Raw genomic sequence first — 17636 nt, 5'->3', positions numbered from 1 at the left:
ATGTCGTCGACGGGCTCGACCGAGGACGCGGCGGGCGCGATCCGCGAGACCTACGAGGAGTACGACGTGGGCGACACCCGCCTGGCGATGATCGCCGACCCCGAGAACGAACACGCCTGGATCCAGTCGGACGTGACCGAACAGATCGAGCAATGAGGCGTCCGGGGGCCGTGGGGAGCGGGGCGGCGACCGAACGGACCGAACGGACCGAACGGGTCGGGCGGACCGAACGGACCGAACGGGTCGGGCGGACCGAACGGACCGAACGGACCGAACGGACCGAACGGGTCGGGCGGACGACCGACGCGCCGCCGGGGGCGGCGGCGCACCGACACGAACGGGAATGACAGCCGTGATAGAAGACATCGCTGCGGCGACGGAGAACGCACCGGCGAGCAGCGACGAGTCGATCGACGTGGTCTGCGTCGACGACGACCGCGACTACCTGGACCTGACAGCGGCCCACCTCTCCGAACACGACGACCTGACGGTCCGGACCGAGACGGCGCCGGCCGACGCGCTCGACTATCTCGACGCCGTCGACTGCGTCGTCAGCGACTACGACATGCCCGGGACGAACGGCCTCGAGTTCCTCTCGGAGGTGCGCGAACGGGCACCGACGCTGCCGTTCGTCCTCTTCGCCGGGTCCGAACGGGCCGACATCGCCGAGGGGTTCCCCGAGTCGACGTGGACCGAGTTCCTCCGGAAGGACAACCCCGCGGTGACCATGTCGATCCTCGCCGGGCGGATCCGACGGCTCGTTCACCACCACCGCACGATGCGGACCGCCGAGCGCAGCCTGACCGCCATCGAGGCCACCGGCGACGCCGTCGCCGTCGTCGGCCCCGACGGCGCGTTCGCGTTCGTCAACCGGGTGTTCGCCAGCCGCTTCGGTACCGCTCCCGACGACCTGCTCGGCCACCCGTGGCGCGAGTGTTTCCCCGACGACGAGGTCGAGCGCCTCGAATCCACCGCGCTGGAGACCGTCCGCGACGACTGGCAGTGGACCGGCGGCACCGTCTGTGAGACCGACGGCGGCGACACCTTCACCGCACAGACCCGCCTCGCCGGCCTCGACGACGGCTCGCTCGTGTTCTGTCTCACCGGCTCGGGGGAGTAGTCGCCCCACTTACGGCACACCTTTCGGAGCTTCTCGCGCGTTGTCGACCCGAGCGACGCGAAGACCTCCCTACGCTCCGCGGCTCACCGACGTTCGCCGGAAGATTCACTGCGTTCGTCTTCCGAGCCCTGTCTCGCTCGCGCTCGACAGGACGCCGCTCCGGTTCGAGGCGCTCACTTCGTTCGCGCCTCGCTACTGCTCGCGGGTCACTTCGTTCCCCGCTCGCGTCGGAGGTCGCTCCCTGCGGTCGCGACCTCCCTACGTCCCGTGCTGCCAGGAGCCCATGTACTCCGCCTGGGTCTCCGTCAGCGCGTCGAACTCCACGCCCTCCGCCGCCAGCTTGATCTCCGCGACCTCCTTGTCCAGCCGGTCGGGCACGTCGTGGACGCCCGGCTCGTACTCCTCACCGGACTCGACCAGTTCGCGGACGCAGACGGCCTGGACGCCGAAGCTCTGGTCCATCACCTCGACGGGGTGGCCCAGCGCGATCGGCGTCGCGAGGTTGACCAGCCGCCCTTCGGCGAGGACGTTCAGCCGACGGCCGTCGGCCAGCTCGTAGGCCTGCACGCCGTCGCGGGCCTCGTAGCTGTCGACCGCCATCTCGGAGAGCGCGTCGAGATCGATCTCGACGTCGAAGTGGCCGGCGTTGGCCAGCAGGACCCCGTCCTGCATGTCCTCGAAGTGCTCGTCGACGATCACGTCGCGATTGCCGGTGGTCGTGATAAACACGTCGCCCTCGGCGGCGGCCTCGGCCATCGGGAGTACGTCGTAGCCCTCCATGTGCGCCTCCAGCGCGCGGCGGGGCTCGACCTCCGTGACGACCACGTCGGCGTTCTGGCCGCTGGCTTTCTTCGCGACGCCTTTGCCGCAGTGGCCGTAGCCGGCGACGACGACGGTCTTGCCGGCCCACGAGAGGTTGGTCGTCATCGCGATCGACGCCAGCGAGGACTCGCCGGTGCCGTGGACGTTGTCGAACAGCCGCTTCATCGGCGTGTCGTTGACGGCGAACATCGGGTAGGCGAGCTCGCCGTCGTCGTCCATCGCACGCAGGCGGTGGACGCCGGTCGTCGTCTCCTCGCACCCGCCGACGATGGAGTCGATGAGTTCCGGGTAGTCCTCGTGGATCGCCGCGACCAGGTCCATCCCGTCGTCGACGGTGATCGTCGGCTCGTGCTCGATGACCGCCTCGATGGCGGCGTAGTACGCCTCGTCGCCGACGCCACGCTCGGCGTAGGAGGTGACGCCTTCGACGGCGTCGAGGGCGACGCTCACGTCGTCGTGGGTCGACAGCGGGTTACAGCCGGTGATGGCGACCTCGGCACCGCCGACGGCGAGCAGTTCCGCGAGGATCGCGGTCTTGGCCTCGACGTGCATCGCCATGCCGACGACCTCGTCGGCGAACGGCTGGCTCTCCTCGAAGTCGGCACGCAGCGACTCGCAGATCGGCATGTGCTGGCGCGCCCACTCCATCTTCCGGCGGCCGGACTCCCGTGCCGTCTCGGGGTCGTCGACGCGCTCGGTGATCGGCTCGGTCATAGCCGAACGAAGGTGTAGCCCCGGGAAAACCCCACCGGATCGGCCGGCGACAGTTCCGGGCGCCCGGCCGGGCGAGAACCGACCGGGACGCTCGCGACACGAGCGAAGCGTCGTCGCGGACCCGGTAGCGTTTACCCGTTCTACTCCTTGGACGCTCCCATGGAAGTCGCGCTCGTCACTGTCGGCGACGAACTGCTCGCGGGGGACACGGAGAACACGAACGCGACGTGGCTGGCTCGCCAGCTCACCGAGCGCGGTGCCACGGTCACACGGATGCTCACCGTCCCGGACGACCGCACACTGATCGCCCGGTGGGTCGGCGACTTCGCCGACTCGTTCGACGCCGTGATCGTCACCGGCGGGCTGGGCGACACGCCCGACGACGTGACGGTCGAGGCCGTCGCCGACGCGTTCGATCGAGACCTGACGGTCCAGCCCGAAGTGCGCGACCGGATCGCCGAGAAGGCGAGACAGTTCCGCGAGGAAGACCCCGAGTACTACGAGACCCACGACTTCGACCTGGACCTCGACGAGACGGCGGCGCTACCCGAGGGCGCCCGGCCGCTCCAGACGGCCGAGAGCTTCAACCCCGGCTGCGTCGTCGAGAACGTCTACGTCTTCCCGGGGTTCCCCGAGGAGCTACGGGTGATGTTCGACTCGGTAGCAGCGGAGTTCGGGGGCGACGCCGTCTCCGCGTCGGTCGAGACCGCGACGCCCGAGGGCGCGCTGAAGGACGTGCTCGCCGGCGCGCGCGAGCGGTTCGACGTGGCGGTCGGGAGCTACCCCGCCCGTCGCGGCAAGCCCGGTCGGGTGAAGGTGACCGGGACCGACCCCGCGACGGTCGAGCGCGCCGTCGAGTGGGTCGACGAGCGGGTCGCCGACGTCGAATCCGACCCCGACTCCGGTGAGTGACCGACGCGGCGGGCGCTACGCGCCGTCCCACTCGTCGCCGAGCAGGCCGTACTCGACGCGGTCGACGCGCTCGCCGCCGACGAAGTAGTACCCGCGGCGGCGACCCTCCGCGACGAAGCCGAGCCGATCTAACAGCGCCGCCGACCGGCCGTTGGTCGCCAGCCGACCGGCGTTCAGGCGTTCGAGCCGCCGCTCGGCGAAGGCGTAGTCGACCAGTAGCGAGAGGGCCTCGGTCGCGTGCCCCTCACCCCGGGCCTCGGGGGCGAGCCACGCGCCGACCTCCCCACGGCCTGAGGTCCGCTCGATATCGAACAGCGCGCAGAACCCCAGACGGTCGGGGTTTGCCCCGTCGCCGTCGCAGACCAGTAGTCCGACCGTCCCGTCGCCGCCCTCGACGTACTCTTCGCGGGTCGCCTCACGGTTCTGGGGGTGGACCCGCGGCATCGACCGCCTGACGGCGGGGTCGTTGTGGTTCCGCTGGAGGAAGTCGAGGTCCTCGTCTTCGGGCGGTCTGAGCGTGACGCGGTCGCCACGGAGGAAGACCGGCCCGGGCATCAGGCACTCCTCCCCGAGTCTGCGGCGCCCAGACCGTCCCACTCGTCGGCGAGGAGTCCGTACAGGTCGGCGTCGACGTACTCGCCCGCGACGTAGAAGTCGTCGCGACGGCACCCCTCGCGCTCGAAGCCGAGTTTCTCCAGCACCGCACGCGACCCGTCGTTGAACGCGAGGACGCGCGCGTTCACCTTGTGGAGCCGGCGCTCGATGAGACAGTAGTCGACGGCCAACTCCGCTGCGGCGGTGGCGTAGCCGTTGCCCTGGTGAGCCGGCGCGATCCAGTACCCCAGTTCGACGCTCCCGCGACCGTCGTACAGGTCGAAGAGGAACACCTCGCCGACGCGGGTCGGCGAGCCGTCCGCCTCGTCTGCCGAATCGTCGGCTCTGGGGCCCTCGGCACAGACGAGGAACGTCTCTGCCTCGTCGTCGTCCTGCATCTCCTCGACGCGGCCGGCGACGTCGTCGGCAGACGCGGGTCGACCGCCGCCGAAACCGGGGCGTACGTCGGGATGGTTGGCGTTGCGCTGGAAGAAGTCGTAGTCGGCCTCCTCGACGGGGCGCAGCGAGACGCCGCCGCCCTGGAGGAAGACAGAAGCGGACATACCCGGCGACTCGCACGGTCGCGGCGAAAGCGTTGGGGTGGTGTGTGGCTCCGTCTCGTCGTCGCCGCTCAGAAGAAGTCGAGCAGCCCGAGCGAGACGGCGTAGTGGTAGGCCAGCGCGAGCCAGGCCTCGAAGACGACGGTGCCGGCCGCCGAGAGGACCGCGAACTCGCGGGTGTCGATCTCGGCGACGCCGGCGGGGACCGTGAGCATGCCGCGGGTGAACAGCAAGGCGTTGCTGACGGGCACGGCCCACTTGCCCCAGCGGTCGAACCAGCGGTCGAAGCGGTCGAGTTTCGACTCGTCGATACGGAACCACGGTTTCTGCAGCAGCCACTCGCGGCCGCCCCGTTTGGCGAGCTGGAACAGGGCGACCTGGCCCAGCGTCGCGCCGACGGTGGCGACGACGAAGATGGCCGCGATCGTCGGCCACTGGTACCCCGAGGGCTCGGTGGCGAGGAACTCGATGGCGCCGGGCACGAGCGCCTCGCTGGGCGCGAAGTACAGCAGCATCGCGCCTTCGAGGACGAAGATGGGGAGCAAGGCGGGCAGGCCGTAGGTGTCGATGATCCGCTGGGCGAACTGCTCGTCGCCGAAGACGAACAGGACGGCGCCGGCGACCGCCAGCAGGAAGAAGAAGCCGGCGACGACGATCAACCCGTAGTCCTCGGCGAACCCGCGCAGCCGGGACCGACGGGTCGAGTCCAGTGATGCCATTCACCCGAACGGTCCGAGCGTATCGGTCAAATGTCTTCCGCTCGCCCGTCGTCGGAGCCGGAAGTCGGCCAGTCGCTACCCTGATTAGCCCGAGACGCCGAACGGGGGTATGGACATGTCACACCGACCCCGTCGCCTCCGTAGCGACGGTGTCCGCTCGCTCGTGCGAGAGACCGAACTCTCGGCGTCGGACCTCGTCGCCCCCGTGTTCGTCGACGCGACGACCGACGAGCGGGTACCGATCGGGTCGATGCCCGGCCACACGCGCGTGCCGGTCGACCAGGCCGCCGAGCGCGTCCGAGAAGTCCGCGAGACGGGCGTCGAGGCCGTCATCGTCTTCGGGGTCCCCGAGTCGAAGGACGCCGAGGGATCGCGGGCGTGGGCCGACGACGGCGTCGTCCAGCGCGCCGTCCGCCGGATCGTCGAGGAGACCGACGCCTACGTGATCACCGACGTGTGCCTCTGCGAGTACACCGACCACGGCCACTGCGGGGCGATAGAATCGGGAGCCCGCGCGGACCCGCACATGACCGTCGACAACGACCGCACCCTGGAGCTGCTGGCGAAGACCGCCGTCTCCCACGCCGAGGCCGGTGCGGACATGGTCGCGCCCTCCAGCATGACCGACGGGATGGTCGGGGCCATCCGCACCGCGCTGGACGACCACGGGTTCGAGTCGCTCCCGATCATGAGCTACGCCGCCAAGTACGAGTCCGCCTTCTACGGCCCGTTCCGCGACGCCGCCGACGGCGCGCCCGCCTTCGGCGACCGTCGCCACTACCAGATGGACCCCGCCAACGGCCGCGAGGCGACGCGCGAGGTCGCCCTCGACGTCGAAGAGGGGGCCGACGTGTTGCTGATCAAGCCGGCGCTTGCCTACCTGGACGTGGTCGCGGACGTGCGCGAGACCTTCGACCACCCGGTCGCCGCCTACAACGTCTCCGGGGAGTACGCGATGCTGCACGCCGCCGCCGAGAAGGGGTGGCTGGACCTCGACGCGGTCGCCCACGAGTCGCTGCTGTCGATCAAACGGGCGGGCGCGGACCTGATCCTCACGTACTTCGCCGAGGACGTGGCCAGGCGGCTGTAGCGGGCGACCATCGGCGGTGACGACTGGTCACGACGCGTCGACGGCGGGGAGCGTCACGCGGACGACGGTCTCGCCGTCGACCCGTCGGTAGTCGAGACGGCCGTGGCAGGACTCGACGGCCCACTTGGCCAGCCAGAGGCCGAGTCCCGTGCTGTGAGAGAGCTGGGTGAGCGGTCGGTCCGCGAAGACCACCGTCCGGACCTCCTCCGGGATCCCCGGGCCGTCGTCGACGACGTCGATCTCGACCGCGTCGCCCGTCCGCCGGCCGACGAGTCGAACGGCGGGCGCGTCGCCGCCGTGGGTCACGGCGTTGGAGACGAGGTTCTCCAGCGCGGCTTCGAGCGGTCCGCCGGCGAGGACCGGGAGCCGGTCGGGGAACTCCGTCGCGATCGTCGCCGACTCGCTCACCGAACGCGCCGCGGTCGCCACCGAGCGCGACAGGTCGGCGATATCGACCACCTGGCGGTCGATATCGTCGTCGAACGCGCGCTCGACGAGTCGCGCGCGGTCGCTGAGCGTCTCCAGATCCCGCGCCGCCGAACGGGCGAGGCGGGCCTGCTCGGCGACCGGCCCGTCGGTCATGCGTTCGATCTCGGTCACGCTCCCGAGGATGACCGTCAGCGCGTTGCGGAGGTTGTGGCGGAGCACGCGATGGACGACCGCGTGGTGGCGCTTGCGGCGGTTCTGCTCTGTGATGTCGGTGTAGATGGCCAGCCCGCCCCGGCCGCCGTCGTCGCGCTCGTAGGGGATCCCGCGGTAGATGAACTGGCGGAGTCCGTCGGCCGTTCGGCGGGTCACCGTGTCGCTGTTGACCTTCCCGTCGGCGGTCCGCTGGTCGAAGTCGACCGCCTGTTCGGCACGGCCCTCCGGGACGACGAAGTCGTTGAGCGACTCGCCGACGACGGTCTCGGCCGACCAGCCGAACACCGACTCGAACCCGGGGTTGACCGCGCGGACGACCGGTCGCATGTCCACGACTTCCACCTCGACGACGGCGTCGCCGATGAGGTCGAACAGCGCTTCGAACCGGTCGACGGCCCGGTCGTCGCTCGTCACGGTTCCTCGTCGGCGACGGTGAGGAACGGGGGCGCTCGCGACGCGGTCAACGGACGGGTCGCACCACCGGTCCCGTCGACGGCGGTCGCGAGTTCGACGGTCGGTCGTCCGTCGCCGGCGGTCAGCGACAGGACCTGGTCGGCCGCGCCGGCGTAGAAGGCGGCGAAGGAGTCGCTGACCGCGTCGTCGTCGACCACGTTGACGACCGTGTCCGTCGGCTCGAGGACGCCGTCGTCGTTGTCGTACCGAGCGGCTCTAGCGGCCCGCTCGCCCAGGACCTCGATCTCGCCGGCGACGTTCCCGACCACGAGGAGCGGCCGGTCGCGCCGCTCGGCGCTGCGCTCGTTGACATCGCCCAGCGACCGGCGGTCGAGGTCGAACACGTTGGAGTCGCCGGCCCAGTCGTCGAACATGTCCAGCACGAACAGTCGGTCGGCAGCGAGCGCCTCCTCGACGCCGGTTCCGACGGCGTCCAGCGCGGCGTCGAGCGTCGCCCGGTCGAACCCGGGTGGGGGCGACAGCGACACCGCCCGCCCGTCGGCGATCGCGGCTGCACAGAGCTGGGCGACGAACCGCCCGACCGGCGCGGACCCGTCGTGGCGGACGACCGCCCGGCTGCCCTGCGCGATCCCGCCTTCACAGAGCCCGTCGACGCCGTCGATGCCGGTGGGTATCCGCTCCGCCTCGGCGAGTTCGCGCTCGCGCGACCCGGCGACGCTGTCGAGTGCGTCCTCGACCTCCGAGAGCATCTCGGTCTGTTCGCCGCGAGCGTCGCGGATCGTCTCGATGTCGCGCTCGACGCTCTCGGCGCTCGACGCGACGGCCTCGACGGTCGCGGCGACGCGCTCGCTCGTAGCGGCCTGTTCGTCGGCCGCCGCCGACACCGACCCGATATCGGCGGCGGTCTCCTCGACCGCCTCGGTCACGTCGTCGAACGCGGCTTTAGTCTCCTCGGCGTGGCCGGTCCCGCGGTCTATCCGCTCGACCGCCCGTTCGAGCTGGGCGACGGTCTCGTCGGTCGCGGCCCGCACGTCCGTCAACAGCGCGTCGATGTCGTCGGCCTGTGACTGGGACTCGCCCGCGAGTGACTTGATCTCCTCTGCGACGACCGCGAACCCGTCGCTGCCGTCGCCGGCGCGGGCGGCCTCGATGCTCGCGTTCAGCGCGAGCATGTTCGTCTGGTCGGCGATGTCGTCGATCCCCGCCAGCGCTTCGGCGATCCGGTCGATCTGCGTCGTGAGCGCGTCGATCCGTTCGAGCGCCGCCGCTCCGGCCTCGCGGGCTTCCCGCAGCGCCTCGGTGGCACCCGCGGCCGCTTCCCGGCCCTCGGCCGCCTCCGACGCGGCCCGCTCGGACTGCTCGCTGACCGCGGTGGCCGTCGCGGCGACCTCCTCGATCGTCGCCGACAGCGACGACACGTCGTCGACCGCCGCGTTCGCGTCGTCGACCTGACGGCTCGCTTCGTCGGCGATCGCGTCGAGTTCCGCGTCGACGGTCGCCGACGCCGTCCTGACCACGTCCAGTGCGCCGGCCGCGTTCGCGATCATCTGCTCGTCGTGGTCGTCGTCGGCCCCCGCTCGGACCCGTTGCTCGCCCACGGTCATCGCACCGATTCAGAAGTTCCAGATCCAATAGTGATGTCGCCACAACAACCAGTTATCAACACGTTTTTCGGCATATGTGCGAACATTCGTAGTCGATTTTAGGACTCTGCTAATCACGCATAATACCAGTGTTTGCCACAATTCGCGCGGCCCGTCGAGGACGGGCGCCACCGTCGGTGGGCCGGCTACCCCGCTCGTGCCACTGTGGCGTCTGGGTCCGTTCCGATACGGGTCGAGTACCGCCGCCACCGGACTCCCGGGACGGTCGCCGCGCGCGAGCCCAGCACCGCCGATCGACCGCCCGTCGACCGCTTATCGGTCGACGAACGTTCGATTCGATCGGACGAACGTCGGGATATCTGGACGAACGGAGACCTTATATCCATAATACTATGCGATAGTTTCCACAGCCGTCTCGTTATGCGAGTATAATTTCGATTTTTTCAAGCATACCCTTATGTGGTAGGATTCCATGACCCTCAACCGAGATGTACACTACGAACGTAGCGGGAATAGGTGGAACGGTAGGCGATTATCAAGATAGCAGAGGGAGTCCAGCCGAAGCGGAGGTGACGGCCGCATGACGGCGCTGCTGGCGCCGACGGCCGACGCGCTCCTGCAGCTGGACCCGACGCAGGTCGCCAACGGCGTGAACAACGTCTGGATCCTCGTGGTCTGTTTCCTGATCTTCTTCATGCAGCCCGGCTTCGCGCTGCTGGAGAGCGGCCAGGTACGGGCGAAAAACGTCGGGAACGTCCTGATGAAGAACATGACCGACTGGGTGCTCGGCGTGCTGGTCTTTTTCGCCATCGGGTCGGCGTTCAGCGCGCTCGTCGGGCAGCTGACGACGCCCGGCGTGGCGCTGGACATCGCCGGCGCGTGGGGCTACGTCAACGACCCCAGCGCGTACATCGGCTGGTTCTTCGGCGCGGTGTTCGCGATGACCGCGGCGACCATCGTCTCCGGCGCGGTCGCCGAGCGGATGAACTTCCGCGCGTACGTCTTCGTCGCCGCGGCGATGGTGGCGATCATCTACCCCGCGATGCCGGGCATCGCCTGGGGCGGCACGGGCCTGCTCTCGGGTGACGGCTACCTCGGCCAGGCGATCGGCGCCGGCTACCTCGACTTCGCCGGTGCGACCATCGTCCACATGTGCGGCGGCGTGGCCGGGCTCGTGGGCGCGAAGATGGTCGGCCCCCGCTCGGGGCGCTACGACTCCAGCGGCAACAGCCAGCCCATCCCCGGTCACTCGATGCTCCTGGCCGTGCTGGGCACGCTGTTCCTCGCGTTCGGCTGGTACGGCTTCAACGTCGGCACGCAGGCGACGGTCCTCTCGGTCACCGACAGCGGCGTCGCCTTCCAGGGCGGCGCGCTGGGTCAGGTCGTCATGAACACGACGCTGGGCATGGGCGCGGGCGGCGTCGCCGCCATGCTCGTCTCCTCGGCGTGGCAGGGCAAGCCCGACCCGCTGTGGGCCGCCAACGGCCTGCTCGCCGGTCTGGTCGCCGTCACCGGCGCGGTCCCCCACGTCACCTGGTGGGGCGGCGTCATCCTCGGCGGTCTCGCCGGTGCGCTCGTCCTGCCGACCTTCCGCTGGGTCGTCGACTCGCTGAAGATCGACGACGTCTGCGGCGTCTTCGCCGTCCACGGCATGGCCGGCGCGGTCGGCACCATCCTGATCCCCGTCTTCGGCGTCACCGCCTCGGGCGGCTACACGTTCCTCGGGGTCAACCAACTGATCATGCAGGTCGCCGGCGTCCTCGTGGTCGGCACGTGGACCGTGCTCGCCAGCATCGTCGCGTTCAAGATCGCCGACGTGCTCTTCGGCCTGCGCGTCTCGGAGGCCGAGGAGGAAGCCGGCCTCGACGAGAGCGAACACGGCGTCTCGGTCTACCCCGAGTTCACCGCCGGCGGCAGCCGCGACAGCCCGGCCGTGAGCGCGGACGGTGGCCGCGACCTCCGCACCGACGGTGGTGCCGCGACCGACCCGGCAGTCGACGCGTCCGCCGCGGACGACGGGGGTGAGACCGATGAGTGACGACGAGATCAAGATGGTCGTCGCGGTCGTCCGTCCCGACAAGCTGGGCGACGTGAAACAGGCGCTGGCCGAAGCCGGCGCCCCCTCGCTCACCGTCACGAACGTCTCGGGACGGGGCTCCCAGCCCGCCAAGACCGGCCAGTGGCGCGGCGAGGAGTACGTCGTCGACCTCCACCAGAAGGTCAAAATCGAGTGTGTCGTCTCGGAGATCCCCGCCGAAGACGTGGTCGACGCCATCGCCGACGCCGCCCAGACGGGCGAGCCCGGCGACGGCAAGATCTTCGTCCTCCCCGTCGAGGACGCCACCCAGGTCCGGACCGGCGACTCGGGGCCAGAGGCCGTCTGAGATTCGATGTCGGCAGAACTGGACGATACCGACCGGCGGATCATCGACGCCCTGCTCGACAACGGGCGCGCCAGCGCCAGCGAACTCGCCGAGCAGGCCGAGGTCGCGACCGCGACCGCCACCAAGCGACTCCAGCGCCTCGAAGCCGAGGGCGTCATCGACGGCTACCAGCCCGAGATCGACTACGGCGCCTTCGGCTACGAGGTCACCGCCGTCTTCCGACTGGACGTGGACGGCGCCGGGCTGGAGACCGTCGTCTCCGACCTGCGCGACGCCGGCAACATGGTCGGCGTCTACGAGGTCACCGGGAGCGACGACGTGGTCGCCGTCGGGAAGTTCGAGAACACCGAAGCCCTGAACGCCCAGATCAAGTCGGTGCTCACCCACCCCGAGGTGCGCTCGGCCCGGACGAGCATCGTCCTCGACACCGTCTGCGAGTACGACCGCCTCCCCGTCGACACCGAGGAGTAACGGTCGTCCCCGCGGTCGGACAACCTCCGACCACTTCGGTCGGAACACACCCGATCACTTTCTACCCCCATCTGCGTTCGATCACCACGCCGAGCGCGCGAGAGCGTCTACCCCCCTGACCGGCCGATTTTGCCGGGATCCTCGGTTGACGTGCGTCCAAATTAGACGCGTGTCAACCCAGACTTTCTGGACGGAATACAACCTTAAATCGATAATACTCTACCGTAATTTTGACGAGCGTCTACGCAACCCATGAAATTTGCAGCATTGTAAAGCAAATCCTTATACGGGGTGATTCCGCACAGTTCTCCCGTACTCTCCGAAACGTTCGGAGGGCAAAACAGCGCTCGACTGAACGATCCGAAACCAGTCGGGGCCACAATCACACACCACATCATGCTCGAACTCACCGCACTGCAGACGGAGACGGGGACGCTGATAGACGCGATCAACTACACCTGGATACTGGTCGTCTCGTTCATGATCTTCTTCATGCACGCCGGCTTCGCCATGCTGGAGGCGGGCCAGGTGCGCTCGAAGAACGTCTCGAACCAGTTGACGAAGAACCTGCTCACTTGGTCGGTCGGGGTGACGGTCTTCTTCGCCATCGGGTCGGGAGTCTCCTCGCTGGTCGGCGGCGGCGGGTGGGGCGCGGCCTACCTCTCCAGCGGTACCGGCTGGATCGACTGGCTCTACGGCGCCGTGTTCGCGATGACCGCGGCGACCATCGTCTCGGGTGCCGTGGCCGGCCGGGCCAAACTGCGGGCGTACGTGACCTACACGTTCCTACTGGCCGCGGTCATCTACCCGGTCGTCATCGGGATGACGTGGTCGGTCGCCGAGGGCGTGACCGGCCCCGTCGAGATGATCACCGGCGTCGCGTTCACCGACTTCGCCGGCGGGATGATCGTCCACGGCATGGGCGGCATCGCGGGTCTCACCGCCGCGGCCGTCCTCGGTCCCCGGATCGGCCGCTACAACGACGACGGCTCGTCGAACGTCATCCCGGGCCACTCGATGACCTTCGCCGTGCTGGGCACGCTGATGCTCGCGTTCGGCTGGTACGGCTTCAACGTGGGTACCTCGGCGATCTTCTCCGACGGCGCCTTCCTGGGCGACCAGCTCGGTCGTGTCGCCATGACCACCACGCTCTCGATGGCCGCCGGCGCGATGGGCGCCGCGGGCATCGCCTGGGCGAAGACGGGGAAGGTCGACACCCTCTACGTCGCCAACGGGCTGCTGGCCGGTCTCGTCGGCATCACGGCGATCCCCCACACGACGACCGTGTGGGGCGCGGCCCTCGTCGGCGTGCTCGCCGGCGCGCAGCTCCCGATCGTCTTCGAGTTCGTCGAGAAGCGCCTGAAGATCGACGACGTCTGCGCCGTCTTCCCGGTCCACGGGAGCGCGGGCGTCCTCGGCACGCTGCTGTACCCGTTCGTCGCCGTCGCCGGCTGGAACGGCCTCACGCCGGACATCGGCTTCATGATCGAAGGGCTGTTCGCGCAGGCGGTCGGGGTCGTCCTCATCGCCGGCTGGACGGTCCTCGCGACCGGCGTCATCTGGTACGCGTTCAAGGCCGTCGGCCAGGCCCGCGTCAGCCGCGAACACGAGCAGGAGGGCCTCGACGTGAGCGAACACGGCGTCGAGACCTACCCCGAGTTCGGCGACGAGGGCGCGGCGGTGGCCGACGGCGGGTTCGTGAGTGAATCGAACGACGCCTCGTCGGAGCTCCGCTCCGACGGCGGGTTCGTGAGCGAAGAGACCCCCGTCCCCGCCGAGCGCACCACGGACGAACGGAGTGACTGACCGATGACCGACGACACCCCAACTGACAGCATCGACGCGGACGACCACGCGAACGCGGAGTCAACGACTATGACCGAACACGACATCCGAACGGACGGCGGCATCGACACGGACGAAACCGACCGCGAACTCCGCACCGACGGCGGCGAGGCACCGAACGACGGCGAGATCAAGATGGTGGTCGCGGTCGTCCGTCCCGACAAGCTCGGCGACGTGAAACAGGCGCTGGCGGAGATCGGCGCCCCCTCGCTGACGGTGACGAACGTCTCGGGGCGGGGCTCCCAGCCGGCGAAGAAGGGCCAGTGGCGCGGCGAGGAGTACGTCGTCGACCTCCACCAGAAGGTCAAAATCGAGTGCGTCGTGGCGGACATCCCCGCTCAGGACGTGGTCGACGCCATCGCCGAGGGCGCCAATACCGGCGAGAAGGGCGACGGCAAGGTGTTCGTCCTGCCCGTCGAGAGCGCGACGCAGATCCGGACGGGCAAGACCGGCCAGGACGCGGTCTAAGGATCCGAGGAGGGGGACAGATGGTCGATATCGACGAGACGGACAGGCGACTGGTCGACGCGCTGCTGGCCGACGGCCGTGCCAGCGCGAACGAGCTCGCCGCCGAGGTCGGGATCGCGACCGCGACGGCGACCAAGCGCGTGCAGACGCTGGAGAACGCCGGGATCATCGACGGCTATCGGCCCAGGATCGACTACGCCGCGTTCGGCTTCGCGGTGACGGCGGTGTTCAACCTCGACGTGGCCGGCGACGGGATCGAGGCCGTCGTCGCCGACCTGGCCGACGCCGGCGACATGGTCGGCGTCTACGAGGTCACCGGGAGCCAGGACGTGGTCGCGATCGGCAAGTTCACCGACACCGCGTCGCTGAACGCTCGGATCAAGGAACTGCTCGTCGACGACGACATCGAGTCGATCGCGACGAACATCGCGCTGGAGGTCGTCGCCGAGAACGAGCCGCTCCCGCTGGCCGGTGAGTGATACGGAGTATGAACGACCGGGGTCGTTCCGGGACGTGACCGTCCGCACGGCCGCGCCGCCGGACGGCGTTCGCGCGAACGGTGAAGTGTAAGGTCTTAGTATTTGGGGCTGGGAGTACGCTGTACTATGAACGTCGCAGACGTAATGACGCCCCGCGAGGACCTCGTCACGGTCGAGTTGCCCGGTACCCGCGACGACGTCCTCGAGTACCTCCAGGAACGGGCGTTCTCGTCGGTCCCGGTCGTCAAGGAGGGCGACGACGGGGAACAGTTCCGCGGTCTCGTCTCCCGTGACGTACTGATCGACCAGCCCGACGAGGACCAGCTCGCCCTGCTCGTCGAGGAGGTTCCCACCACCACTGGCGGCGCCACCCTCACCGAGCTGGCCGAGCTCATGCTCGAGGAGGGCGCCCGCCGCGTCCCCGTGGTCGACGGCCAACTCGAAGGGATCGTCACCATCACCGACGTGATCCGAGCCATCGCTACCGGCGACGTCGACGGCGACGTGACCGTCGACGGCCTCGCACAGTCGGCGATCAACTGCGTCTACGAGGGCGCGCCGCTGCCGGTCGCCGAACGGGAGCTCTCTCACGCCGACGCCCCCTACGGCGTCGCCCTGGACGACGACGGCGAGACCAGCGGGATGATCACCGAGGTCGACATCATCGACGTGGCCCGCGTCGTCGAGGGCGAAGAGGAGACTGGCGACAGCCTCGCCGCCGACGACGACGACTGGAAGTGGGAGAGCGTCAAGGCCGTCGGCTCGCGGTACATGCCCACCCGCAACGTCGAGATCCCCGCCGGCCCCGTCTCGGAGTTCATGACGAGCGATCTCGTCACCATCAGCGGCCGCCGCACCGCCACCGAGGCCGCCCAGCTGATGATCGAACACGACATCGAGCAGATCCCGCTCGTCTCCGGCGACGACCTGACCGGCGTCGTCCGCGATATGGACCTGCTGGAGGCGCTTCGATGAGCGAGGGCGAGGCCGACGGCGCGACCGACGACCGCAGCGCCGACCTCACCGAACTCGCCAAGCGCCGCGGTTTCTTCCTGCAGTCCGCCGGCGCCTACGGCGGCGTCTCCGGCTTCTACACCTTCGGTCCCAACGGCGCCGGCCTCAAGGACAACATCGAGGACTCCTGGCGCGACCGCTTCACGGTGCGAGAGGGGAACGTCGAGATCGACGCCCCCACGATCATGCCCGAGCCCGTCTTCGAGGCGTCGGGCCACCTCGACGGCTTCGACGACATGCTCGTCGAGTGCCCGTCGTGTGGCGAGTCACACCGCGCCGACCACGTCGTCGAGGACAACACCGACTACGAGGAAGCGGAGGGCCTCGGTCCCGACCGCGTCGGCGAGATCATCGAGGAGTACGAACTCGTCTGCCCCACCTGCGGCACGGGCCTGGCCGGCCAGGCCATCGAGGACTTCAACCTCATGTTCGAGACGAACATCGGTCCAGGCAGTTCGTCGCCGGGGTATCTCCGCCCGGAGACCGCCCAGGGCATCTTCGTCGAGTTCCCCCAACTCAAAGAGTACGCGCGGAATCAGCTCCCCTTCGGCGTCACACAGATCGGCCGCGCCTACCGCAACGAGATCAGCCCGCGCAAGTCGCTGCTGCGCGTGCGGGAGTTCACGCAGGCCGAGCTCGAACTGTTCGTCGACCCCGAGGACGGCGAGGGGCCGGACCTCGACTCCGTGGTCGACGTAGTCGCGCCGTTCTACGGCGTCGACCAGCAGGCGGCCGACGACGGTGACCCCCTCGATATCACCGTCGGCGAGGCCCACGAGCGCGGCCTCGTCGCCGACCCGTGGATCGCCTACTACCTGGGCGTCGCCGCCGAGTGGTACGACTCCATCGGTGTCGACATGGACCGGTTCCGGTTTCGCCAACACCAGAGCGGCGAGCGCGCCCACTACGCCGCCGACTGCTGGGACGCCGAGGCCGAGGTCGACGGCGACTGGATCGAACTCGCCGGCTTCGCCTACCGCTCCGATTACGACCTCTCGAAACACGACGAGTACTCCGACGAGGACTTCACCGTCTTCCGGCAGTACGACGAGCCGATCACGACCGAGCGGCCGACCGTCGACCCCGATATGAGCTCCCTCGGGCCGGCGTTCGGCGGCGCCGCCGGCGATATCGCCGACGCGCTCGCGGATCTGGCCGAGGAGGCGCCCGACGCGTTCCGTGACGCCGAAAGCGATACGGACGGCGAGGGGACAGTCACCGTCGAGGTCGACGGCGACGCGTACGACGTGCCCGTCGGTCAGACGGGCTTTTCCGTCGAGGAGGTCACCGAGTCCGGCGAACACTTCCTCCCGCACGTCGTCGAGCCGTCGCTCGGTATCGACCGCGCGCTGTACACCGTCCTCGACCACTGCTACCGCGAGGACGAGGTCGACGGCGAGGAGCGAACCTTCCTCGAGCTCCCCGCGAGCGTGGCACCGACCACGGTCGGCGTCTTCCCGCTGATGGACCGCGACGGCCTCGGCGAGGAGGCCCGCGAGGTCGCCGCCGACCTCCGGGAGCGGGGTCTCTCCGTGGCGTACGACGACTCGGGCGCCATCGGCCGGCGCTACCGCCGCCAGGACGAAGTCGGGACTCCCTTCTGCGTCACCGTCGACTACGCGACGGTCGGCGAGGCCCGCGACGACGACGAGGGCGAGCCCGGCACCGTGACGGTCCGCGAGCGGGACACGACCGCCCAGAAGCGGATCGCCGTCGAGGACCTGGCCGAGACGCTGGACGCGCTGCGCGAGGGCGACGTCGAGTTCGCCGACCTGTAGAAGCGA

General features: G+C 69.3%; 18 protein-coding genes and 1 pseudogene. 13 read left to right on the top strand and 6 right to left on the bottom strand.

What is annotated here, in order from left to right; genetic code table 11:
* The 3 genes from I7X12_RS10000 to I7X12_RS09990 are packed head-to-tail and all read left to right on the top strand — an operon-like array spanning position 1 to position 1120.
* The gene (locus I7X12_RS10000) at positions 1-156 is read left to right on the top strand and encodes a hypothetical protein (protein ID WP_198063668.1); all 156 of its coding nucleotides are present in this window, start codon (positions 1-3) and stop codon (positions 154-156) included.
* Positions 153-347 carry a hypothetical protein gene (locus I7X12_RS09995; protein ID WP_198063667.1) on the top strand — a complete coding sequence of 65 codons (195 nt, stop codon included), beginning with the start codon at positions 153-155 and terminating at the stop codon, positions 345-347. The genes I7X12_RS10000 and I7X12_RS09995 overlap by 4 nt, the downstream gene beginning before the upstream one ends.
* Entirely contained in the window at positions 344-1120 is a 777-nt protein-coding gene (locus tag I7X12_RS09990) for a response regulator (protein WP_198063666.1), read from the top strand. Before I7X12_RS09995 ends, I7X12_RS09990 begins: the two co-directional genes overlap by 4 nt.
* A gap of 258 nt (positions 1121-1378) precedes the next feature.
* Here the strand turns inward: I7X12_RS09990 and I7X12_RS09985 are convergent, their stop codons facing one another.
* Complete coding sequence (locus tag I7X12_RS09985; RefSeq protein WP_198063665.1) at positions 1379-2656, bottom strand: adenosylhomocysteinase; 1278 nt, start codon at positions 2654-2656, stop codon at positions 1379-1381.
* Positions 2657-2815: 159 nt separating this feature from the next.
* Here I7X12_RS09985 and I7X12_RS09980 point away from each other — a divergent pair, with 159 nt between their 5' ends.
* Positions 2816-3568: a competence/damage-inducible protein A gene (locus I7X12_RS09980; protein ID WP_198063664.1), complete on the top strand. Its 753-nt coding sequence runs from the start codon at positions 2816-2818 to the stop codon at positions 3566-3568.
* A gap of 15 nt (positions 3569-3583) precedes the next feature.
* Here the strand turns inward: I7X12_RS09980 and I7X12_RS09975 are convergent, their stop codons facing one another.
* The 3 genes from I7X12_RS09975 to I7X12_RS09965 all read right to left on the bottom strand — a co-directional run bounded on the left by I7X12_RS09975 (position 3584) and on the right by I7X12_RS09965 (position 5441).
* A complete protein-coding gene (locus I7X12_RS09975) occupies positions 3584-4123 on the bottom strand; it encodes a GNAT family N-acetyltransferase (protein ID WP_198063663.1) in 540 nt (179 codons plus the stop codon).
* The gene (locus I7X12_RS09970; RefSeq protein ID WP_198063662.1) at positions 4123-4725 is read right to left on the bottom strand and encodes a GNAT family N-acetyltransferase; all 603 of its coding nucleotides are present in this window, start codon (positions 4723-4725) and stop codon (positions 4123-4125) included. Before I7X12_RS09970 ends, I7X12_RS09975 begins: the two co-directional genes overlap by 1 nt.
* 68 nt (positions 4726-4793) lie before the next feature.
* A complete protein-coding gene (locus I7X12_RS09965) occupies positions 4794-5441 on the bottom strand; it encodes a DedA family protein (protein WP_198063661.1) in 648 nt (215 codons plus the stop codon).
* A gap of 109 nt (positions 5442-5550) precedes the next feature.
* Between I7X12_RS09965 and hemB the strand changes: the two genes are divergently transcribed.
* Positions 5551-6531, top strand: a complete 981-nt coding sequence (gene hemB, locus I7X12_RS09960) for a porphobilinogen synthase (RefSeq protein WP_198063660.1) — start codon at positions 5551-5553, stop codon at positions 6529-6531.
* A gap of 27 nt (positions 6532-6558) precedes the next feature.
* On the opposite strand, the gene I7X12_RS09955 is transcribed toward hemB, so the two are convergent.
* Together I7X12_RS09955 and I7X12_RS09950 are read right to left on the bottom strand one after the other, a co-directional pair.
* Positions 6559-7587: an ATP-binding protein gene (locus I7X12_RS09955; RefSeq protein ID WP_198063659.1), complete on the bottom strand. Its 1029-nt coding sequence runs from the start codon at positions 7585-7587 to the stop codon at positions 6559-6561.
* Positions 7584-9191, bottom strand: a complete 1608-nt coding sequence (locus I7X12_RS09950; protein ID WP_198063658.1) for a methyl-accepting chemotaxis protein — start codon at positions 9189-9191, stop codon at positions 7584-7586. The genes I7X12_RS09955 and I7X12_RS09950 overlap by 4 nt, the downstream gene beginning before the upstream one ends.
* A gap of 580 nt (positions 9192-9771) precedes the next feature.
* On the opposite strand from I7X12_RS09950, the gene I7X12_RS09945 reads away from it, so the two are divergent.
* The 8 genes and pseudogenes from I7X12_RS09945 (at position 9772) to glyS (ending at position 17630) form a co-directional block, all read left to right on the top strand.
* Positions 9772-11229, top strand: coding sequence for an ammonium transporter (locus I7X12_RS09945; protein WP_198063657.1), 1458 nt, complete (start codon positions 9772-9774; stop codon positions 11227-11229).
* A complete protein-coding gene (locus I7X12_RS09940; RefSeq protein WP_198063656.1) occupies positions 11222-11575 on the top strand; it encodes a P-II family nitrogen regulator in 354 nt (117 codons plus the stop codon). Before I7X12_RS09945 ends, I7X12_RS09940 begins: the two co-directional genes overlap by 8 nt.
* 6 nt (positions 11576-11581) lie before the next feature.
* Positions 11582-12046, top strand: a complete 465-nt coding sequence (locus tag I7X12_RS09935) for an Lrp/AsnC family transcriptional regulator (protein ID WP_198063655.1) — start codon at positions 11582-11584, stop codon at positions 12044-12046.
* Positions 12047-12442: 396 nt separating this feature from the next.
* A complete protein-coding gene (locus tag I7X12_RS09930) occupies positions 12443-13852 on the top strand; it encodes an ammonium transporter (protein WP_198063654.1) in 1410 nt (469 codons plus the stop codon).
* Positions 13853-13927: 75 nt separating this feature from the next.
* Positions 13928-14359 (top strand): annotated as a pseudogene (locus I7X12_RS09925) (P-II family nitrogen regulator); the annotation flags it as partial.
* Between the two features lie 20 nt (positions 14360-14379).
* Entirely contained in the window at positions 14380-14838 is a 459-nt protein-coding gene (locus I7X12_RS09920; protein WP_198063653.1) for an Lrp/AsnC family transcriptional regulator, read from the top strand.
* A gap of 126 nt (positions 14839-14964) precedes the next feature.
* Complete coding sequence (locus I7X12_RS09915) at positions 14965-15813, top strand: CBS domain-containing protein (protein WP_198063652.1); 849 nt, start codon at positions 14965-14967, stop codon at positions 15811-15813.
* Complete coding sequence (gene glyS, locus I7X12_RS09910) at positions 15810-17630, top strand: glycine--tRNA ligase (protein WP_198063651.1); 1821 nt, start codon at positions 15810-15812, stop codon at positions 17628-17630. Before I7X12_RS09915 ends, glyS begins: the two co-directional genes overlap by 4 nt.
* The last annotated feature ends 6 nt before the right edge of the window (positions 17631-17636 follow it).

This window comes from Halosimplex litoreum, assembly GCF_016065055.1.
GTDB classification, from domain to species: Archaea; Halobacteriota; Halobacteria; order Halobacteriales; family Haloarculaceae; genus Halosimplex; species Halosimplex litoreum.
Note: the sequence above shows the minus strand (reverse complement) of the source record. Positions and strands in the feature narration are given on the sequence as shown.